General features: G+C 63.7%; 14 protein-coding genes and 1 tRNA gene. 9 read left to right on the top strand and 6 right to left on the bottom strand.

All coding sequences use genetic code 11. The features are described from left to right. Window positions 1–77: 77 nt before the first annotated feature. The 4 genes from ACP92_RS19620 (at window position 78) to ACP92_RS19605 (ending at window position 4,855) form a co-directional block, all read left to right on the top strand. Window positions 78–2,447 (top strand): efflux RND transporter permease subunit, encoded by a 2,370-nt coding sequence (locus tag ACP92_RS19620; protein ID WP_041311218.1) that lies wholly within the window; start codon window positions 78–80, stop codon window positions 2,445–2,447. Window positions 2,448–2,487: 40 nt separating this feature from the next. Further along, the gene (locus ACP92_RS19615) at window positions 2,488–3,471 is read left to right on the top strand and encodes a WD40/YVTN/BNR-like repeat-containing protein (protein ID WP_013235869.1); all 984 of its coding nucleotides are present in this window, start codon (window positions 2,488–2,490) and stop codon (window positions 3,469–3,471) included. A gap of 93 nt (window positions 3,472–3,564) precedes the next feature. Beyond that, window positions 3,565–4,176, top strand: a complete 612-nt coding sequence (locus ACP92_RS19610; protein WP_013235868.1) for an FMN-dependent NADH-azoreductase — start codon at window positions 3,565–3,567, stop codon at window positions 4,174–4,176. Between the two features lie 34 nt (window positions 4,177–4,210). Next, window positions 4,211–4,855 (top strand): cytochrome b, encoded by a 645-nt coding sequence (locus ACP92_RS19605; RefSeq protein ID WP_013235867.1) that lies wholly within the window; start codon window positions 4,211–4,213, stop codon window positions 4,853–4,855. 53 nt (window positions 4,856–4,908) lie between these two features. On the opposite strand, the gene ACP92_RS19600 is transcribed toward ACP92_RS19605, so the two are convergent. The 4 genes from ACP92_RS19600 to ACP92_RS19585 all read right to left on the bottom strand — a co-directional run bounded on the left by ACP92_RS19600 (window position 4,909) and on the right by ACP92_RS19585 (window position 8,486). Further along, window positions 4,909–5,202, bottom strand: a complete 294-nt coding sequence (locus tag ACP92_RS19600; protein ID WP_013235866.1) for a hypothetical protein — start codon at window positions 5,200–5,202, stop codon at window positions 4,909–4,911. A gap of 198 nt (window positions 5,203–5,400) precedes the next feature. Further along, window positions 5,401–5,477, bottom strand: a tRNA-Arg gene (locus tag ACP92_RS19595). Window positions 5,478–5,566: 89 nt separating this feature from the next. Beyond that, window positions 5,567–7,198, bottom strand: a complete 1,632-nt coding sequence (locus ACP92_RS19590; protein WP_041311216.1) for an OpgD/OpgG family glucan biosynthesis protein — start codon at window positions 7,196–7,198, stop codon at window positions 5,567–5,569. 220 nt (window positions 7,199–7,418) lie between these two features. Then, complete coding sequence (locus ACP92_RS19585) at window positions 7,419–8,486, bottom strand: type II asparaginase (RefSeq protein ID WP_139972075.1); 1,068 nt, start codon at window positions 8,484–8,486, stop codon at window positions 7,419–7,421. Between the two features lie 429 nt (window positions 8,487–8,915). On the opposite strand from ACP92_RS19585, the gene ACP92_RS19580 reads away from it, so the two are divergent. Further along, on the top strand, window positions 8,916–10,421 hold the full coding sequence (locus ACP92_RS19580) for an AMP nucleosidase (protein ID WP_041311214.1): 1,506 nt from the start codon (window positions 8,916–8,918) through the stop codon (window positions 10,419–10,421). A gap of 86 nt (window positions 10,422–10,507) precedes the next feature. Here the strand turns inward: ACP92_RS19580 and ACP92_RS19575 are convergent, their stop codons facing one another. Continuing rightward, window positions 10,508–11,746: a YbfB/YjiJ family MFS transporter gene (locus ACP92_RS19575; protein ID WP_013235862.1), complete on the bottom strand. Its 1,239-nt coding sequence runs from the start codon at window positions 11,744–11,746 to the stop codon at window positions 10,508–10,510. 98 nt (window positions 11,747–11,844) lie between these two features. On the opposite strand from ACP92_RS19575, the gene ACP92_RS19570 reads away from it, so the two are divergent. Beyond that, window positions 11,845–12,708: a LysR substrate-binding domain-containing protein gene (locus ACP92_RS19570; RefSeq protein WP_041311213.1), complete on the top strand. Its 864-nt coding sequence runs from the start codon at window positions 11,845–11,847 to the stop codon at window positions 12,706–12,708. A 409-nt stretch (window positions 12,709–13,117) separates the two neighbouring features. Here ACP92_RS19570 and nhaR read toward each other — a convergent pair whose 3' ends face one another. Beyond that, complete coding sequence (nhaR, locus tag ACP92_RS19565; RefSeq protein WP_013235860.1) at window positions 13,118–14,029, bottom strand: transcriptional activator NhaR; 912 nt, start codon at window positions 14,027–14,029, stop codon at window positions 13,118–13,120. Between the two features lie 157 nt (window positions 14,030–14,186). Here nhaR and ACP92_RS19560 point away from each other — a divergent pair, with 157 nt between their 5' ends. The 3 genes from ACP92_RS19560 to ACP92_RS19550 all read left to right on the top strand — a co-directional run bounded on the left by ACP92_RS19560 (window position 14,187) and on the right by ACP92_RS19550 (window position 16,480). Continuing rightward, window positions 14,187–14,504 carry a TFIIB-type zinc ribbon-containing protein gene (locus ACP92_RS19560; protein ID WP_013235859.1) on the top strand — a complete coding sequence of 106 codons (318 nt, stop codon included), beginning with the start codon at window positions 14,187–14,189 and terminating at the stop codon, window positions 14,502–14,504. Between the two features lie 62 nt (window positions 14,505–14,566). After that, window positions 14,567–15,544, top strand: a complete 978-nt coding sequence (locus tag ACP92_RS19555; RefSeq protein WP_041311212.1) for a TerC family protein — start codon at window positions 14,567–14,569, stop codon at window positions 15,542–15,544. A gap of 207 nt (window positions 15,545–15,751) precedes the next feature. Then, entirely contained in the window at window positions 15,752–16,480 is a 729-nt protein-coding gene (locus ACP92_RS19550) for a transposase (protein WP_013235857.1), read from the top strand. Window positions 16,481–16,548 lie beyond the last annotated feature (68 nt).

The raw sequence follows: 16,548 nt of genomic DNA, 5'->3' as shown, positions 1-16,548 counted from the left end.
CCGGTCGGACTGCGCCCTCTCGGAGGGCGTAGTCCGTTCCGGTCGTGTCATGTCTTTCCTGCTGGACTAGGATCACTATGCGTTTTCTCAACGGCTTTCTCAGCCTGGCGCGCCTGGAGGCGCTGGCGTTCCGCGCGCGGGTCGCCATCCTGCTGGCGCTGCTGGCCTTCACAGCGCTCATGGCGGTGTTCTCGCTGCAGCTGCGCATGGACGCCGGCTTCGAGAAACAGATTCCCTCGGACCATGAATACGTCGCCACGCAGCATCAGTACCGCGACGAACTGTTCGGGGCCAATCGCTTGAACATCGTGCTGCGCGCCCGCCACGGCAGCATCTGGACCAAGGAAGGGCTGACGCGCCTGAACGCCATGACCCAGGCCGTCATGTTCCTGCCCAACGTCAATCGCCTGGGCGTGCAGTCGCTGTGGACGCCCAATACGTTCGTCAACGAGATCACCGAAGAAGGCTTTCGCGCCGATCCCGTCATCGCGGGCACGGTCACCCCGGAGAGCCTGACGCCCGAGGTCATCGCCAGCATTCGCGACAGCGCCAACAACGGCGGCTTCGTCGGTACGCTGGTCTCGCGCAAGCAGGACAGCGCCATGATCATTGCCGAGATCAATGAATTCGACGCCAACGGCAAGAAGGTCGACTACCTGGCCTACAACAAGCTCTTGAACGACTTGCGCGCCAAGTACGAGAACGCCGACTTCGAAGTGCAGATCATCGGTTTTGCCAAGCAGATTGGCGATGTGGCCGATGGCGCCCAGGGTGTGCTCAAGTTCTGCATCATGGCCTTGCTGCTGACGGCGCTGGCGGTGTACTGGTATTGCCGTTCGCTGCCCTTTACGCTCTTGCCCATCGTCTGTTCGCTGGTGTCGCTGGTATGGCAGTTCGGTACCTTGCACCTGCTGGGTTACGGGCTGGACCCATTGGCGGTGCTGGTGCCTTTCCTGGTGTTTGCCATTGGCGTGTCGCACGGGGTGCAGCAGATCAATTACATCGTGCGCGGCATCGCCGCCGGCATGGGCTGCGAAGAGGCGGCGCGCGCCAGCTTCCGTGGCCTGCTGGTGCCGGGCGTGCTGGCGCTGGTGACGGCCTTCGTCTCCTTCATCACGCTCACGCTCATTCCCATTCCCATGGTCAAGGAGCTGGCCATCACCGCCTCCATCGGCGTGGGCTACAAGATCATCACCAACCTGGTCATGCTGCCGCTGGCGGCCTCGCTGCTGAAGGTCAACAAGGCCTATGCCGACGCCGCCATGCGCGCCCAGCAGAAGCGTGCGCGCTGGCTGCAGGTGTTTGCCCGCGCGGCCCATCCGCGCAATGCCCGCGTGATCGTCGTGGTGACGCTGGCGCTGTTTGCCGCCTCGGTCTGGTACAGCAGCGATCGTCTGGTGGGCACCTTGCAGGCGGGGGCGCCCGAGCTGCGCGCCGATTCGCGCTACAACCTCGATGCCAAGTCCATCTCGGACAACTATGACACTGGCCTGGACTGGCTCTCGGTGATCCTGGCCACGCCCGAGAATTCCTGCGACAAGGTGGCCTTCGGGCGCTACCAGGAACAGTTCGATGCGGCCATGCGCCATGTGCCGGGGGTGATGTCGGTGAGCTCCTTCGCCGAGCAGATGAAGATCTACAACGAAGGCTACAACGAGGGCAATCCCAGCATGTATTCGGTGCCGCTGGACCCGGCCAACTATGCGGCGCTGGCGGTGGAGATCGGGCGGGTGCGCGGCTTCCTCTCCAAGGATTGCAGCATGCTGGCCACCCACCTCTACCTGACCGACCACAAGGCCTCCACCATCAACGGCATCATCGCGGCGGTCAAGCAGTATCGCGCCGCGCATCCCCTGCCGGGCCTGACCATCCGCCTGGCTGCGGGCAATGCGGGCGTGATCGCGGCTGTCAATGAAGAGGTGGAAAAGTCGGAGCTGCCGATGATGCTGTATGTCTATGCCGCCATCATCGTGCTGGTGTTCGCAGTCTATCGCGACCTGCGCGCCGTGGTGGCCTGCTGCCTGCCGCTCACCGTGGCCACCTTCATCGGCTATGCCTTCATGAAGCAGCTGCAGATCGGGCTGACCGTGGCGACCTTGCCGGTGATGGTGCTGGCCGTGGGCATTGGCGTGGACTATGCCTTCTATATCTATAGTCGTCTGCAGATGCACCTGGCCGCTGGTGAAGCCATCGCCGTGGCGCTGGAGAAATCGATCCAGGAAATCGGCGTGGCGACCATCTTTACCGCCATCACGCTGGCCATCGGTGTGGCGACCTGGTCCTTCTCGCAGCTGAAGTTCCAGGCCGACATGGGCAAGCTGCTGGCCTTCATGTTCATCGTCAACCTGATCATGGCCATGACCGCCTTGCCGGCCTTTGCTGTGGTGCTGGAACGGATGTTCCCGCGCAAGGGCAAGATCAAGGTCAACAGCATGATGAACCATTGAGGCGGCAGGGCAAATGATGATGCACGGGAGAATCGATGTGATGAACGTCTGGAAGACATTGCTGTGGCTGGCGCTGGCGGGTTGCAGCACGCTGGCGGCGGCGCAGGGAATGGAGCCGGTGCCGGTGCGTGCTGCCGTGGCGGATCGCTTTGCCGATCGCGCCATGATGCTCGATGCCGCACTGGCCGGCGAGCGTGTGGTGGCGGTGGGGGCGCGCGGCGAGGTGATCCTCTCCGACGATGGCGGCAGGCAATGGCGGCAGGCGCGCCAGGTGCCGGTGGATTTCACGCTGACCGCGGTGAGCTTTGTCGATGACAAGGAGGGCTGGGCGGTCGGACATGGCGGTGTGGTGATCCATACCGCCGACGGCGGCGAGACCTGGCAATTGCAGCGCAGCGCCACCGATGTGGACCAGCCCTTGTTTACGGTCTATTTCCGCGACCGTGAGCATGGCTGGGCGGCGGGCCTGTGGTCCTTGCTGTTGCAGACCGAGGATGGCGGCAAGACCTGGACCACCCTGCACCTGCCAGTGGCCGCAGGCAGCAAGCGCAGCGACCTGAACCTGCTGCGCTTCTTCCCTGGCAGCGGCGACACGCTCTACCTGGCCGCTGAGCAAGGCACGCTGTTCCGCAGCACCGATGCGGGCCAGCACTGGGACATCCTGGCCACTGGTAGCAAGGCATCGCTATGGAGCGGGGCGGTGGCGCAGCCGGCGGGGGCGCTCATCGTGGCCGGCCTGGGCGGCAAGCTCTTGCGCAGCACCGATGGCGGCAGCCAGTGGCAGACCGTGGCGCTGCCCACCAGTGGCTCCATTACCCGCGTCCAGGCCACGCCTGGGCTGCTGACAGCCGCTTCGCTGGAAGGCAAGATCCTGCAAAGCCGTGACGAGGGCGTGAGCTGGCAGGTCTTGTGGAGTGCGCCGCAGGGCTTGACGACGATCCTGGTGAACCGCCTTGGGCAGGTGCTGCCCTTTTCCAAGGAGGGCGTGCTCAAGCCGGTTGAAGGCGTGGCGGCCAAGCCTTGAGACGCTGCGCATCGTCTTTTGCACAAAAGATATAATCGATATAAATGATATAAACGATATAAATAATTTCAATTTTTTGATTGATAGATGACCATGAAACTCCTGCATCTCGACACCAGCATCCTGGGTGAACATTCCGTCAGCCGCCAGCTTTCGGCCGATATCGTGGCGCATCTGCGCAGCCTGCAACCGGACCTGGAGGTGATCTATCGCGACCTGGCCGCTGCTGCACCCCGGCACTTGTCGGCAGAGCACCTGGCCGCCTTCGGCGGGGCCGAGGTGGACGATCCGGCCTTGCGCGCCGACCTGGCGCTGGGCCAGGCCTGCCTGGACGAATTGCTGCAGGCCGACCTGCTGGTGATCGGCGCGCCGATGTACAACTTCTCGCTGCCCTCCCAACTGAAGGCCTGGATCGACCGCGTGGCCGTGGCCGGCACTACCTTCGCCTATACCGATGCCGGTCCGGAAGGCTTGCTCAAGGGACGCCGCGCCTACATCGCCTCAGTGCGCGGTGGGCAATATGCGGAGGGCACGGCCGAGGCGGCGCTGGATCACCAGGAGCGTTATCTGCGCGACCTGCTGGGCTTCCTCGGCATCGTGGACGTGAGCGTGGTGCGCGCAGAAGGAGTGGCCATGGGCGACGCCGAGAAGGCGCAGGCGCTGGCTGCTGCTGCTGAGCGCATTGCTGCGCTGCGCATGGATTAAACTGGCGCCGCATTTGCGCAGAAGAGGGAAGATCATGCTGAAAAACACCGCCGAGCGTTTCGGTTCCATCGCCAAGCTGTTCCACTGGTCCATGGCCGTGGCCTTCATCCTGGCCTACATCGTGGTCTATTACGTGATCTGGTTCATCGATCCGGAGACCAGCATCAAGCCGGCCCTGTTCGGCATCGAACCCAATGGCGCGCTGGTGATTCCCTTGCTCAATATCCACTGGGTGCTGGGCGTGAGCATCGGGGTGCTGGTGGTGCCGCGGCTGGTCTGGCGCCTCATCAATGTGGAGCCGGCGCCGGTGCCGGGCAGCGCCCTGGAGCACCTGCTGGCGCGGCTGGCGCACTGGGCGCTGTACCTGTTCATGATCGTCATGCCGCTGACGGGCTATCTCAATACCTACGATCCGACCAATTTCGGCCTGTTCATCATTCCGGCCTTCCGCGAGACGGCGCTGTTCGCCTGGATCGCCAACACCTGGCAGCTCACGGCTGAACAGGTGGAGACGCCCATTTTCGCGGTCCACAAGTTCCTCGGCGACTGGGTGGTGTGGGTGGTCGTGGCCCTGCATGTGGCGGCGGCGACCTTCCACCATCGCGTGCGCAAGGACGCGACCTTGACGCGCATGCTGCCGGCGGCCTGGGGTGGCCAGGCCGGGCAGAAGCGTGACTGAGTGCGGCTGATGCGCCGCTGAGTGCTTGGCTGAGTGCTTGGTGCAGCGCTAGCTCAGGCCCCGACGGGCGGCGCGAAATCGCCGTCCTTGCGCGCAGCGGCATCGGCCGTGGCGGGTTGTGACGGTGCGGCGCTGTTGGGCGTGTGCTGCTGGGCGGGCGGGGCGACCATGCTGCTTTCCTGCGCGACGGCTTGCATGTCTTGTTCACCCAGGGTGCGCGGCATGCCGGCGTCGGTCTCGGTGCGGCGGCGACGGTTGATGTCGTCGTACTGGCGCTTCACGGGTCGGGCGCAAGCCAGCATGGCCAATGACCCGGCAGCCAGCATGAAGAGGGAGAGCTTTTTCATCGCGGCTCCTGTGCTAGAGGTAGAGGGAAGGGGAGCCTTGATTATCGCCAGCGGGGCGGTTTGCGCATGTCGGACGACGGCGCAATCGCTCGTCGGTGAGCGCGAGAAATGGAGGATGAGCTGGAGAGGATGAGCTGGGCGCTGATGCGCAAAACAAAAAAGGGCCCATCTTGCGATGGACCCTTTTTTTACTACATATGGTGCGGCTGGCAGGAATCGAACCCACGACCCCTTGGTTCGTAGCCAAGTACTCTATCCAGCTGAGCTACAGCCGCGAAAGAACGAGATTATAAGGAGCTTTTCTAAAAAGTACAAACATTTTTTCGAGGGCAGGTAAAAAAATCTTTCAAGCGCTTCCACACCCTCAATACACCTCGCGCGCAATGAAGGGATGGTACTGGAACAGCCAGGTCTCGCTCAGCGCTTGCCCCTGGTGGCGCAGGAACAGCCGCAGCTCAACAGGCTCTTCTCCTTCTGCGGTGAGATCGAACTGCGCGCGCCAGTGGCCGGGCACGCCGTTGGGCAGGGCTTCCGTATAGACATAGGAAATGCTGCCGCGCGAGGCGCTGATGACGGCCTCGGGCTTTACCCCGAAAGGCAGGGCTTGCAGCGGCGGCCCCTTGAACTCGACCATGAACTTGCGCACCTGCGGCGGGCGCGGCTGTCCCGGCTGGCCGCCGCGTCCCAGCCGCGTGGCTACGCAGCGCGCCAGTGCGCTGGGGAAGGGCGTCTCGCTCTGCCAGTGCAGGCGGTAGCGCAGCTGATATCGGTCCCCGGCCCGGGCGGCAGCCTTGGGCACCCACATGGCGACGATGTTGTCGTGGATCTCATCGTCGGTGCGCAATTCGATCAGTTGCACCTGGCCTTCGCCCCAATCTCCCAATGGCTCTACCCAGAGGCTGGGGCGGCGCTCATAGTGGACGCCGTCGAGGTAATGGTCGAAGTCGCGGTCGCGCTGCATCAGTCCGAAGCCGCGCGGCTGGCGGTCGGCGAAGCTCGAGGCGATCGTGCGCGGCGGGTTGTTGAGCGGTCGCCACAGGTGTTCGCCTGCGCCGTTCCAGATGGCCAGGCCGTCGGAATCATGCACTTCCGGCCGCCAGTCCACGCCGGTGCCTTTCACCGTTTCCGAATACCAGTACATGGAGGTGGCCGGGGCCAGCCCCAGTCGTTCCACGTCGCGGCGCAGGAACAGCTGCTTGTCGATCTCCATCGTCACGCCCTGGCCGCGCTGCATGGCGAAGCGGTAGGCGCCGGTGATGCTGGGGCCGTCCAGCAGGGCATAGACCACTACGGTATCGCTGCCGGGCGCGCCAGGCTCAAAGAAGAACTGGGTGAAGTCGGGGAATTCCTCGCTCTTGCCGGCCACGGCCACGTCGATGGCCACGCCGCGCGCGGACAGGCCGTATTGGTAGAGGTCGCCGATGGCGCGGAAATACGAGGCTCCCAGGAAGGCCACCCAGTCGTTCTTGCGCCAGTCCTTGACCTGCTGGTCGCCCAGCCGGCTTTCCTGGAAGCGGAAACCGGCAAAGCCGCTGCCGGGCGGCAGGGCGTGGGCGGGACTGTCGGCGGGCATGTCGAAGTAGTCGTCGCGGTAGCGCAGCTCGCGCGCCTGGGTCGGTGCGGTGGCGTCGCCCGCTCCCTCCAGCAGGAACATGCGCACCGGGACGCGGAAGAATTTGCCGAGGTGGAAGAAGGTCAGCGGGAAGGGGCCTGGTCCTGTGGCGAAGGCGGCCCTGTCGGGCTTGAAGCGTATCTTGCCGTGGGCGTCGTAGTCGATGCGGTCGAGGATGGCGGCCGGCGCGGCGGCTGCTGGCTGGTAGGGCGTGCTTGCCATCTGGCGGGCGCGTTCGATCAATTGCGCGAATGAAAAGGGCTGGGGTGCGCTGGTCTCTATGCCCTGCGCGGCCAGTGCGCCGGACGGCAGGCCCAGGGCGGACAGGGCGGCAGCGGTGGCAGTGGCGCCCGTGGCGCAGAGGAAGCGGCGGCGGCTGGTCATCATGTTCTCCTGTGGTCGTGCGCGCCGGGGTGGCCGGATAAGTTGACGCTGGTCGCTGGTGGATTCCAGTGAACTCTACAGAGTGAACGTGGACGAGCTTGGTTCCACCCGGCCTCCCCCCGAGCTGTCCCCAGGCGCCGCCCAATAAAAAGCCCGCTGCACAGGCAGCGGGCCGGGACCAGCAAGGTGATGCGTCAGGCGCGCGCAGCGCCTGGCCGGATCAGTACTCCCAGAACATCTTCTGGATTTCCTTGGTGTCGGTGGTCTTGGTCAGGGCCAGCATCAGCAGGATGCGGGCCTTCTGGGCGTTGAGGGTGTCGGAGACGACGAAGTCCAGCTTGTCGTCGTCAGCTTCGCCATTGCGCGCCACGATGCCTTGGCCCACGCGGCTGGAACGCACGATCACGACGCCCTTCTTGCGGGCTTCGGTCAGCGACGGCACCACGGTGTTGTTCAGGCTGCCATCGCCCACGCCGGCGTGGATGATGCCCTGTGCGCCAGCGGCCACGAAGGCGTTCAGTGCGATCGGGTTCATGTTGGCGTAGCCGTAGACGATGTCCACTTGCGGCAGCTTGTCCAGGTTCATGATGTCGAACGGGGTGTCGACGGTGTTCTTGCGGGTGGACTGGCGATAGAAGTACGGCTTGCTGCCCTGGATGTAGCCCAGGAAGCCCAGTTCAGGCGTCTTGAAGGTATCCAGGGTGGAGGTGTTGGTCTTGGTCACTTCGCGGCCAGCATTGATCTGGTCGTTCAGGGTCACCAGCACGCCCTTGCCGATGGCTTCCTTGGAGCCGGCCAGCAGCACGGCGTTGTACAGGTTGATCGGGCCGTCAGCGCTGATGGCGGTGGAGGGACGCATCGCGCCCACGATCACCACCGGCTTCTTGCTCTTGACCACCAGGTCCAGGAAGTAGGCGGTTTCTTCGATGGTGTCGGTGCCGTGGGTGATCACGATGCCGTCCACGTCGCTCTGCGCCAGCAGGGTGTTGACGCGCTTGCCCAGCTTGAGCCAGGCGTCGTTGTTCATGTTCTCGCTGGCGATCTGCATGACCTGCTCGCCGCGCACGTTGGCGACCTTCTTGAGCTCGGGAACGGCGGCGATCAGGGCGTCCACGCCGACCTTGGCGGCGGTGTAGCCGACCGTGGTGGTGGTGGTCGCGCCGGTGCCGGCGATGGTGCCGCCGGTGGCCAGGATCACCACGTTGGGCAGGTTTTGCGCTTGCGCGGCCGCGGCGGCGACCAGGCAGAGCAGGACCAGGAAGGGTTGGAAGATTTTTCTGATGAGCATGTGTGCCTCTGACTGTGGATTGGATATTGTTTTATGGACTGCGCCAGCCGGTCTGATCCGCTATTGCCCTGGATGGATGAGCCGTTCCACGGCGCAGCGCCCACACGATAGCACTGGCTCGCGTGAGGATCAAAGGTTTTTTTAGGGGATGAGAAAGCTGCACCGGGAGCGGGATTGCCTGCACCTCGATGAGCCTTTGCGGCACCATTGCAGAGCGTGCCGATGCTGTCTGACTCGCAACTGACGGGGGGCTGACGGCGCTCCCCTGTGCTCCCCTGCGACCCTGGTCTTGCACTGCCGGAGAAGTTGCACTCTCGGGTAAGATGGTGCTGCGCACAGCAATTCCGATGAATGACCGGCCACGACCGGCCGCGCCGTGCCAGCGCACGCCACACCGGGTACGGCGCGCGGCGATGATGGAGAATCATGATGTTTGCCACCGAAAAATTTACCGACCCCGACGCCGCCTATGCGCGCGTGCTGGAGATCTACGAGCACAACACGGCCATCCTGCGCGATGCCTTCCGCCAGTTCTCCAGCGGACAGCCCATGGATCAGCAGCGGGTGCGGGCCTGCTATCCCTTCGTCCGCATCACGACCGAAAAGTCCACCCATACCGATACCCGGCAGTCCTTCGGCTTCGTTGCCGGCCCTGGCTGCTACCAGACCACGTTGACGCGTCCCAAGCTGTTCCATCAATACCTGCTGGCGCAGTTCCGCCTGATCTTGCAGAACCATGAAGTGCCGCTGGAGGTGGGCGTGAGCGACATGCCCATCCCAGTGCATTTCGCCTTCCCCGAGGGCATCCACGTCGAGGGCAGCCTGGACCCTGAACACCTGCGCACGCTGCCGGATCATTTCGACCTGCCCGACCTGGCCACCATGGATGACCGCATCGCCAACGGGACCTATGAGGTGGACAACGGCGCCTGGCGCGAAGGGCCGCATCCGCTGGCGCTGTTCACGGGGCCGCGCATCGATTATTCACTGCATCGGCTGCGCCATTACACGGCGACCTCGCCGGATCAGTTCCAGCGATACGTGCTCTTCACCAACTATGCCTTCTACGTCGATGAGTTCGTGCGCCTGGGCCGCCGCCTGATGGAGCCCACCGACGATCCGGACGAGCTGGCCTATCGCCGCCAGTACACCGCCTTTGTCGAGCCCGGCAATGTCACCACCTGGAGCGCCAATCAGGAAGGCGCCGAGACCCGCGCCGCTTCCGGCGTGGCGCCGGCGCGCCAGCCGCAGATGCCGGCCTATCACCTGCAGCGGGCCGATGGCAGCGGCATCACCTTGGTCAATATCGGTGTGGGCCCCTCCAATGCAAAGACGGTCACCGACCACGTGGCGGTGCTGCGTCCGCACGGCTGGCTGATGCTGGGCCACTGCGCCGGTCTGTCGGCCTCGCAGCGCATGGGCGACTACGTGCTGGCGCATGCCTATGTGCGCGATGACCATGTGCTGGACGACGACTTGCCGCTATGGGTGCCGATCCCGGCGCTGGCCGAAGTGCAGCTGGCCTTGCAGGACGCCGTGGCCAGCATCACTCGGCTGGATGGCTATGAGTTGAAGCGCATCATGCGTACCGGCACCGTGGCCTCGGTGGATGATCGCAACTGGGAACTGCGCGACCATCGCACGCCGTTGTTGCGCTTCTCGCAGAGTCGCGCCATTGCGCTGGACATGGAGAGCGCGACGGTGGCGGCCAACGGCTTCCGCTTCCGCGTTCCCTATGGCACCTTGCTGTGCGTGTCGGACAAGCCGCTGCATGGCGAGATCAAGCTGCCCGGCATGGCCAATACCTTCTACGAGCAGCGCGTGGCGCAGCACTTGCAGATCGGTATCCGCGCGCTGGAGCTGTTGCGCAACAATGGCATCGAGCAGGTCCACAGCCGTAAGTTGCGTAGCTTCGCCGAGCCGGCCTTCCGCTGACGCTCTGCTTCTTAGTGGTCGCTGACGGTAACTGACGCCCGCACCCCATCGGGGTGGCGGGCGTTATTTGTTGGTGGACGCAGGATTCAGTGGATGGGCAGGCGGTGGGTGCGAGTGAGCCGATAGTAGAGCGCGGCGCCGATGATCAGGGTGATGGCCGCCACGCACAGCGAAGGCGTGAAGGAGCCGCTCGCATGGACCAGCGAAGTGGCCAGCGGCGGGCCGGCGATCTGGCCGATGCCGTAGGCGGCGGTCATCAGCGCCATCAGGCTGCTGGCCTGTTCGCGGCGCAGGCGACGCGCCTCCCGCATGCCGAACAGGGTGATGGCCGTGAAGGGCAGCCCCAGCAGCAGGCAACTCAGTGCAAAGCCCCAGGCGTTGGGGAAGAGGATGGAGAGCAGCACGCCGGCCGCCTGCATCAGGTAGGCCGCCGTGAGCAGCAGGCGCTGGTCGGTGTGGACCGAAAAACGGGTGGCGCTGAAGGCGCCGGCGGCCACCGATAGCCCGAAGATGGGCCAGAAGTAGTCGGGCCAGGCCGAACCCGGCAGCGCCTGGCGCGCGATCACCGGCAGGAAGGTGGCGGTGATGATGTAGCCGAAGCCGGCGATGCCATAAGCAATGACTTGCACGGTGACTTCCCGTTTCTGTCGGGGGGACTCCTGTGCGCTGGCATCGGTGGTGGTCGTCGCGGCGCTGGCCTGTCCCTGCCCGGCGTCGAAGCGGAAGGTCTGCCAGACCAGGGCGGTCAGTCCCAAGGCGATGATGCCGTAGGCAATCCAGCCGCCTGCGGCCACCCAGCCGGCCGAGATCATCGGTCCGGTCAGCAGGCCCGTGAGCGCAATGCCCAGGCCGGGACCGCAGAAGATCACGCCGCCCAGCTCGGGACGCTGCAATTGCGTGAGCTGATGCAGGCACCAGCCTGCGGTGTAGACGAAGACGTAGGCGCTGGCCACGCCCGAGAGGAAGCGCATCAGCAGCCACAGCCAGTTCCATTGCAGCAGGCCCATGCCCAGCGTGAGCAGGATGGTGGCCACCAGGCCGATGCGCAGCATGCGCACGCCGCGCTTGCTGCGATGCACCGCACAGGCCATGGCGCCGACGAAATAGCCCAGGTAGTTGGCCGTGGCCAGCCAGCCACCCATCTGCAGGTTCAGGCTGCCTTCGTGCAGCATCAGCGGCAGCAAGGGCGTGAAGGCGAAACGCCCGATCCCCATCGCCACCGACAAGGCCACCATGCCGGCCAGGCAGACCTTCCAGGACAGGCGGTTGCGCTGCGCCGGCGAGCGCGGCAAGGAAGAGGCTGGGGCGGTGGAAGACTGGTGCATGGCGAGGTGGGTATGAACAATGAGCGACTATGCTATCGTGTTTCATTCATTCGAAAAAATGAATAATAAGGATGAATCCATCTTTATTGGAGATAGATATGGAACTGGCCGAACTGGAGATCTTTCGTACCGTGGTCGCCGAGGGCGGGGTCACCCGCGCGGCCGAGCGGCTCAACCGGGTGCAATCCAATGTGACCACGCGCATCAAGCAACTGGAGCAATCGATGGGGGTGCCGCTGTTCGTGCGGGATCGCCGCCGCATGGTGCTGACCGCTGCCGGCGAGGCGCTGCTGGACTATGCTGAACGCATCCTCGACCTGGCCCAGGAGGCCAGGCAGGCCGTCGCTCCGCAAAGTCCGCGCGGACGTCTGCGTATCGGTTCCATGGAGAGCGCTGCCGCCAGCCGTCTGCCGGGGCCGCTGGCCGAGTTCCACCAGCGCTGGCCGGAGGTGCGGCTGGAACTGTCCACCGCGCCCACTGACGTGCTCATGGCCCAGGTGCGCGCCTGCAAGCTCGATGCGGCGCTGGTGGCCGGGCCGGTGAGCGATCCGGCCTTCGACGCCACGCCGCTGTTCCGGGAAGAACTGCTGCTGGTCACGCCGCGCAGCCACCGGCGCGTGCGGGCGCCCGAGGAGGTGATGCTCGATACGCTGATCGTCTTCGAACAGGGGTGTGCCTATCGCCGTCATGCCGAGGCCTGGTTTGCCGGTCACGGGGCCGGCCGCCAGCTGCCGCGTACGCTGGAGCTGGCCTCGTATCACGCCATCCTGGCCTGCGTGTCGGCTGGGGCGGGCGTGGCCGTGGTGCCGCGCTCGGTGATTGCCATGCAGATGGAGCCCCATGGCTTCGCCACCCACTCGCTGGGCCGGGATGGCCGGATCACCACCTTCCTGATCAGCCGGCGCGAGCGTTACAGCGCCTCCTTTCTGGCCCTGCGTGCTTTACTTATGGCGAGCGTTTGATATATTTGATTCAGTGAGGCGGTTGCGAATATGAGTTTTTTTGCAGCATATCTACAGGATATGAACAGGGTGTAACCATTTGTAAAAAGCGCTGCCTCGGACCGCTGATTTTCTTATATTGAAGTTCCCCCTCCATTCTCCCCCCCCGAGAATGGGATTTACCCCACGGACAGCAATGGACGTGGGGTTTTTCTTTTCTCCAGACGCTTTTCATTTCCTCGTTTGCCCGCTTCCCGCCTGGGTTTGCGGCGCATCAATGCTTGCCGTCAGGGTTTTGTCAACTTGAGGGCGTGGGTCTTGTCCTGTTGTGCGGGAATGCATTCTCACACTGGTCTGATCACGGTATCTGTTAAGAAACGGCCGGCCATTTGTTACAGACGGCACAACCATTGTCCTGCTGTTTTGCTGCTCAGCGGCTACTGCCCACGATGAGATTGCCGCGCGCGGCCGACTGGATGGCCAGCACGGCGGGATGGGTCAGCTTGCGCTGCACCGAGATGGCGTAGAACTGTTCGCGGATGGCCTCCGTGCGGCCGATCTCCACCAGCCCGTATTGCTTGCGGATCTGCGCCGCAATGGCGGCGGGGGCGGCGAAGATGCCTGCGCCGGCGTCGCCGAAGGCCAGCAGCAGGGCGCCGTCATCGAATTCGCCGGTGATCCGCGGGCGGATCTTTTCCTTCTCGAACCAGCGCAGCAGGCGCGGGCGCACGGCCGCGTCTTCGCCGGGCATCAGGAAGGGCGCACCGTCGAAGCTGCCGGGGAAACCCTTGCGGTAGCGCCTGGCCAGCTCAGGGGTGGCGAAGAAGCTGGTGTCGCATTCGCCCAGCAGGTGGTGGTAGCCGCGCACGTCGACATTGGGCGGCATGGGACTGTCGGCGATGATGATGTCCAGCTTGTGCAGCGCCAGATCGGCCAGCAGCACGTCGAGCTTGCCTTCGCGGCAGATGATGCGGATCGGGTCTTGCATGGCCAGGGCGCTTTCCAGCAGCAGGTAGGCAATCGCCTTGGGCACCGCGTCGGCCACCCCCACCCGCAGTTGCAGGGCGCGGCCGCCCGGGCGCAGGCGCAGCGCCTCTTCCAACTCCTCGCCGATGCTGAAGATGCGTTCGGCATAGTCGAACACCATGCGGCCTTCATCGTTGAGTTCCAGACGGCGGCCCACGCGGCGAAACAGGGGGTAGCCCAGGCTTTCCTCGAACAGGCTGAGCTGGCCGCTGATGGTCTGCGCCGTCAGGTGCAGCCGCTCGCTGGCGCGCGCCACGCCGCCGGTCTTGGCGACGGTCCAGAAGTAGTGCAGGTGCTTGTAGTTGAGACCGGCCATCGGATTCCTTTTGCGCAAATCGGATACTTCGGTTTTTCCGATGGATTATCTCAGAATATTCGAATTTTCATGCGTATCGATTTCACCTAGAGTAGCGCCATTGTCCGCTGCATGTCGCATCGGCGCTGGAATGACCACTGACATGAGGAGAAGCCTGATGAAATGTCCCGTCTGCACCTCTCAGCATCTGCTGATCTCGGAACGCCAGGGCATCGAGATCGACTATTGCCCGCAATGCCGCGGTGTCTGGCTCGATCGCGGTGAGCTCGATAAGCTCATCGAGCGTTCGGCGACCGCCACGGCGGCGCCGGCGCCGGCCCAGCGTCCGGCAGCGCCTGCGCAGGAGCTGCGCTTCGGACATGGCGGCTACGAGCGTGGCGAGCATCACGGGCAGCGCCATCATCACGGTGGCTATGGCTACGATGCCAAGCGCAAGAAGAAAGGTTTCCTGGGCGAGATCTTCGATTTCGATTGAAGAGGTCACCGGAAGCCATCAACACCAAGCTGGATAGATAAAACAAAGAAGAGAGGTCAATCGTGAATGGCGTAGAAAGCTTTGCCAGCTGGCCCATGTGGGCTGGTTTCATCCTGTTCGTGCTGGGTATGCTGGCGGTGGACATGTTCGCCCTGGGCGGCCGCAATGCCCATCGTGTGTCGCCCAGGGAGGCGCTGGGCTGGTCGGCGGTGTGGGTGTCGCTGGCCTTCGTGTTCGCTGGCCTGATGTGGTGGTATCTCGATGCCCACGTGGGGCGCGAGTTCGCCAACCAGAAAGGGGCCGAGTTCCTCTCCGGCTACCTGATCGAGAAGGCGCTGTCGGTGGACAACATCTTCGTCTTCCTGATGATCTTCAGCTACTTCGCCGTGCCGCCTGAAATGCAGCGCCGCGTGCTGCTGTACGGCGTGGTCGGCGCCATCGTGATGCGCGCCGTGATGATCCTGCTGGGCGCCTGGATGATCGCGCAGTTCAGCTGGATCCTGTACGTGTTCGGCGCTTTCCTGGTCTTTACCGGCGTGAAGATGCTGATCTTCGCCGACAAGGAAGCGGACCTCGGCGACAACCCGTTGCTGCGCTGGCTGCGCGGCCACCTGAAGATCAGCAATGACTACGACGGCGAGAAATTCACGACCCGCGTCAATGGCGTGCGCTACTTCACCCCGCTGATGCTGGTGCTGCTGCTCATCGAGATTTCCGACGTCATCTTCGCGGTGGACAGCATTCCGGCCATCTTCGCCATCACCAAGGACCCGTTCATCGTCTTCACCTCGAACATGTTCGCCATCATGGGTCTGCGTGCGCTGTACTTCCTGCTGGCTGATTCGGCAGAACGTTTCCACCTGCTCAAGTATGGCCTGGCGCTGGTGCTGCTGTTCGTGGGCTTCAAGATGCTGGCGTCCTACTGGTTCCATGTGCCGGTGGTGTGGTCGCTGTCCATCGTGGGCGCCATCCTGGTGGTCTCCATCATCGCCAGCCTGGCGCTGAGCAAGGACAAGAAGAAGGAAAACAGCGCCGCCTGATCGGTACTTGTCAACAATTCAACGTGGGGCTTGTCCGGCCGGAGCAATCTGGCCGGTTTTTTTTCGCCCGGATTGCCTCCCAAATCGTCACTCAACATTTTTCGTTATTCCGATGCCAAATTGGCATGGTGGTGCCAGGATGCTTTTATTGGGGACGGAGTGCATTAGAATGTGCGCTCCTTTCTTCAGGTTGCTAGCGTATCGGTCATGGCCCGCCTTCCCCGTCTCGTTGTCCCTCATCAACCTCATCACATCATCCAGCGTGGCCATGATGGCCTGATCGTGTTTCGCGATGCCGACGATCATCTAGCCTTCCTGGGCTGGCTCAAGGACGCCGCGCGCCAATTCAAGGTGGCCGTGCATGCCTACGTGCTCATGCCCGATCACCTGCACCTGCTGGCCACGCCCAGCGACGATCAGGGCCTGGCACGGATGATGCAGTGGGTAGGGCGGCACTATGTTCCCTATTTCAACCAGAAGCATGGCCGCAGCGGCACCCTGTGGCAGGGGCGTTACCGCGCCACCGTCATCGATCCGGATCTGTATCTCTTGCCGGTGTGCCGCTACATCGAGCTCAATCCGGTGCGCAGCGGGCTGACCGTGAGCCCCGGCGATTACCCCTGGTCCAGCTACATGCACCATATCGGGGCCAAGCAGGATGGCTTGATCACGGATCACCCGCAGTATTGGTCGATTGGCAACACTCCCTTCGACCGCGAGATCGCCTATCGCCAGCTCACCGAAGAAGGCCTGCCGGCGGCCGAGGTGCAACGCATCACCGACGCTACCCTCAAGGGCTGGGCGCTGGGATCGGATGAATTCAAGCATGGCCTGGAGCGCGTGACGCGGCGACGGGTCAGTCCGGCCAAGCGCGGCCGGCCAGCATTGGGCGTGACCGACATTGACGCCGAGGATGATGCCGAACAGCAAGAGTAACTGCTGCTCCTGAAATAATCCTTTGGAATCAAATACTTGGATGCGCTTGCTTTCACTGTGTCCCTAAT

The organism is Herbaspirillum seropedicae (assembly GCF_001040945.1).
GTDB lineage: Bacteria > Pseudomonadota > Gammaproteobacteria > Burkholderiales > Burkholderiaceae_D > Herbaspirillum > Herbaspirillum seropedicae.
Note: the sequence above shows the minus strand (reverse complement) of the source record. Positions and strands in the feature narration are given on the sequence as shown.

Excerpts from the sequence above, each read along its gene's own strand:
- ACP92_RS19580 (WP_041311214.1), top strand. The coding sequence starts at position 8,916 with ATGTTTGCCACCGAAAAATTTACCGACCCCGACGCCGCCTATGCGCGC.
- ACP92_RS19590 (WP_041311216.1), bottom strand. The coding sequence starts at position 7,198 with ATGACCAGCCGCCGCCGCTTCCTCTGCGCCACGGGCGCCACTGCCACC.
- ACP92_RS19605 (WP_013235867.1), top strand. The coding sequence starts at position 4,211 with ATGCTGAAAAACACCGCCGAGCGTTTCGGTTCCATCGCCAAGCTGTTC.
- ACP92_RS19560 (WP_013235859.1), top strand. The coding sequence starts at position 14,187 with ATGAAATGTCCCGTCTGCACCTCTCAGCATCTGCTGATCTCGGAACGC.
- nhaR (WP_013235860.1), bottom strand. The coding sequence starts at position 14,029 with ATGGCCGGTCTCAACTACAAGCACCTGCACTACTTCTGGACCGTCGCC.
- ACP92_RS19615 (WP_013235869.1), top strand. The coding sequence starts at position 2,488 with ATGAACGTCTGGAAGACATTGCTGTGGCTGGCGCTGGCGGGTTGCAGC.
- ACP92_RS19575 (WP_013235862.1), bottom strand. The coding sequence starts at position 11,746 with ATGCACCAGTCTTCCACCGCCCCAGCCTCTTCCTTGCCGCGCTCGCCG.
- ACP92_RS19585 (WP_139972075.1), bottom strand. The coding sequence starts at position 8,486 with ATGCTCATCAGAAAAATCTTCCAACCCTTCCTGGTCCTGCTCTGCCTG.
- ACP92_RS19620 (WP_041311218.1), top strand. The coding sequence starts at position 78 with ATGCGTTTTCTCAACGGCTTTCTCAGCCTGGCGCGCCTGGAGGCGCTG.
- ACP92_RS19550 (WP_013235857.1), top strand. The coding sequence starts at position 15,752 with ATGGCCCGCCTTCCCCGTCTCGTTGTCCCTCATCAACCTCATCACATC.
- ACP92_RS19570 (WP_041311213.1), top strand. The coding sequence starts at position 11,845 with ATGGAACTGGCCGAACTGGAGATCTTTCGTACCGTGGTCGCCGAGGGC.
- ACP92_RS19610 (WP_013235868.1), top strand. The coding sequence starts at position 3,565 with ATGAAACTCCTGCATCTCGACACCAGCATCCTGGGTGAACATTCCGTC.
- ACP92_RS19600 (WP_013235866.1), bottom strand. The coding sequence starts at position 5,202 with ATGAAAAAGCTCTCCCTCTTCATGCTGGCTGCCGGGTCATTGGCCATG.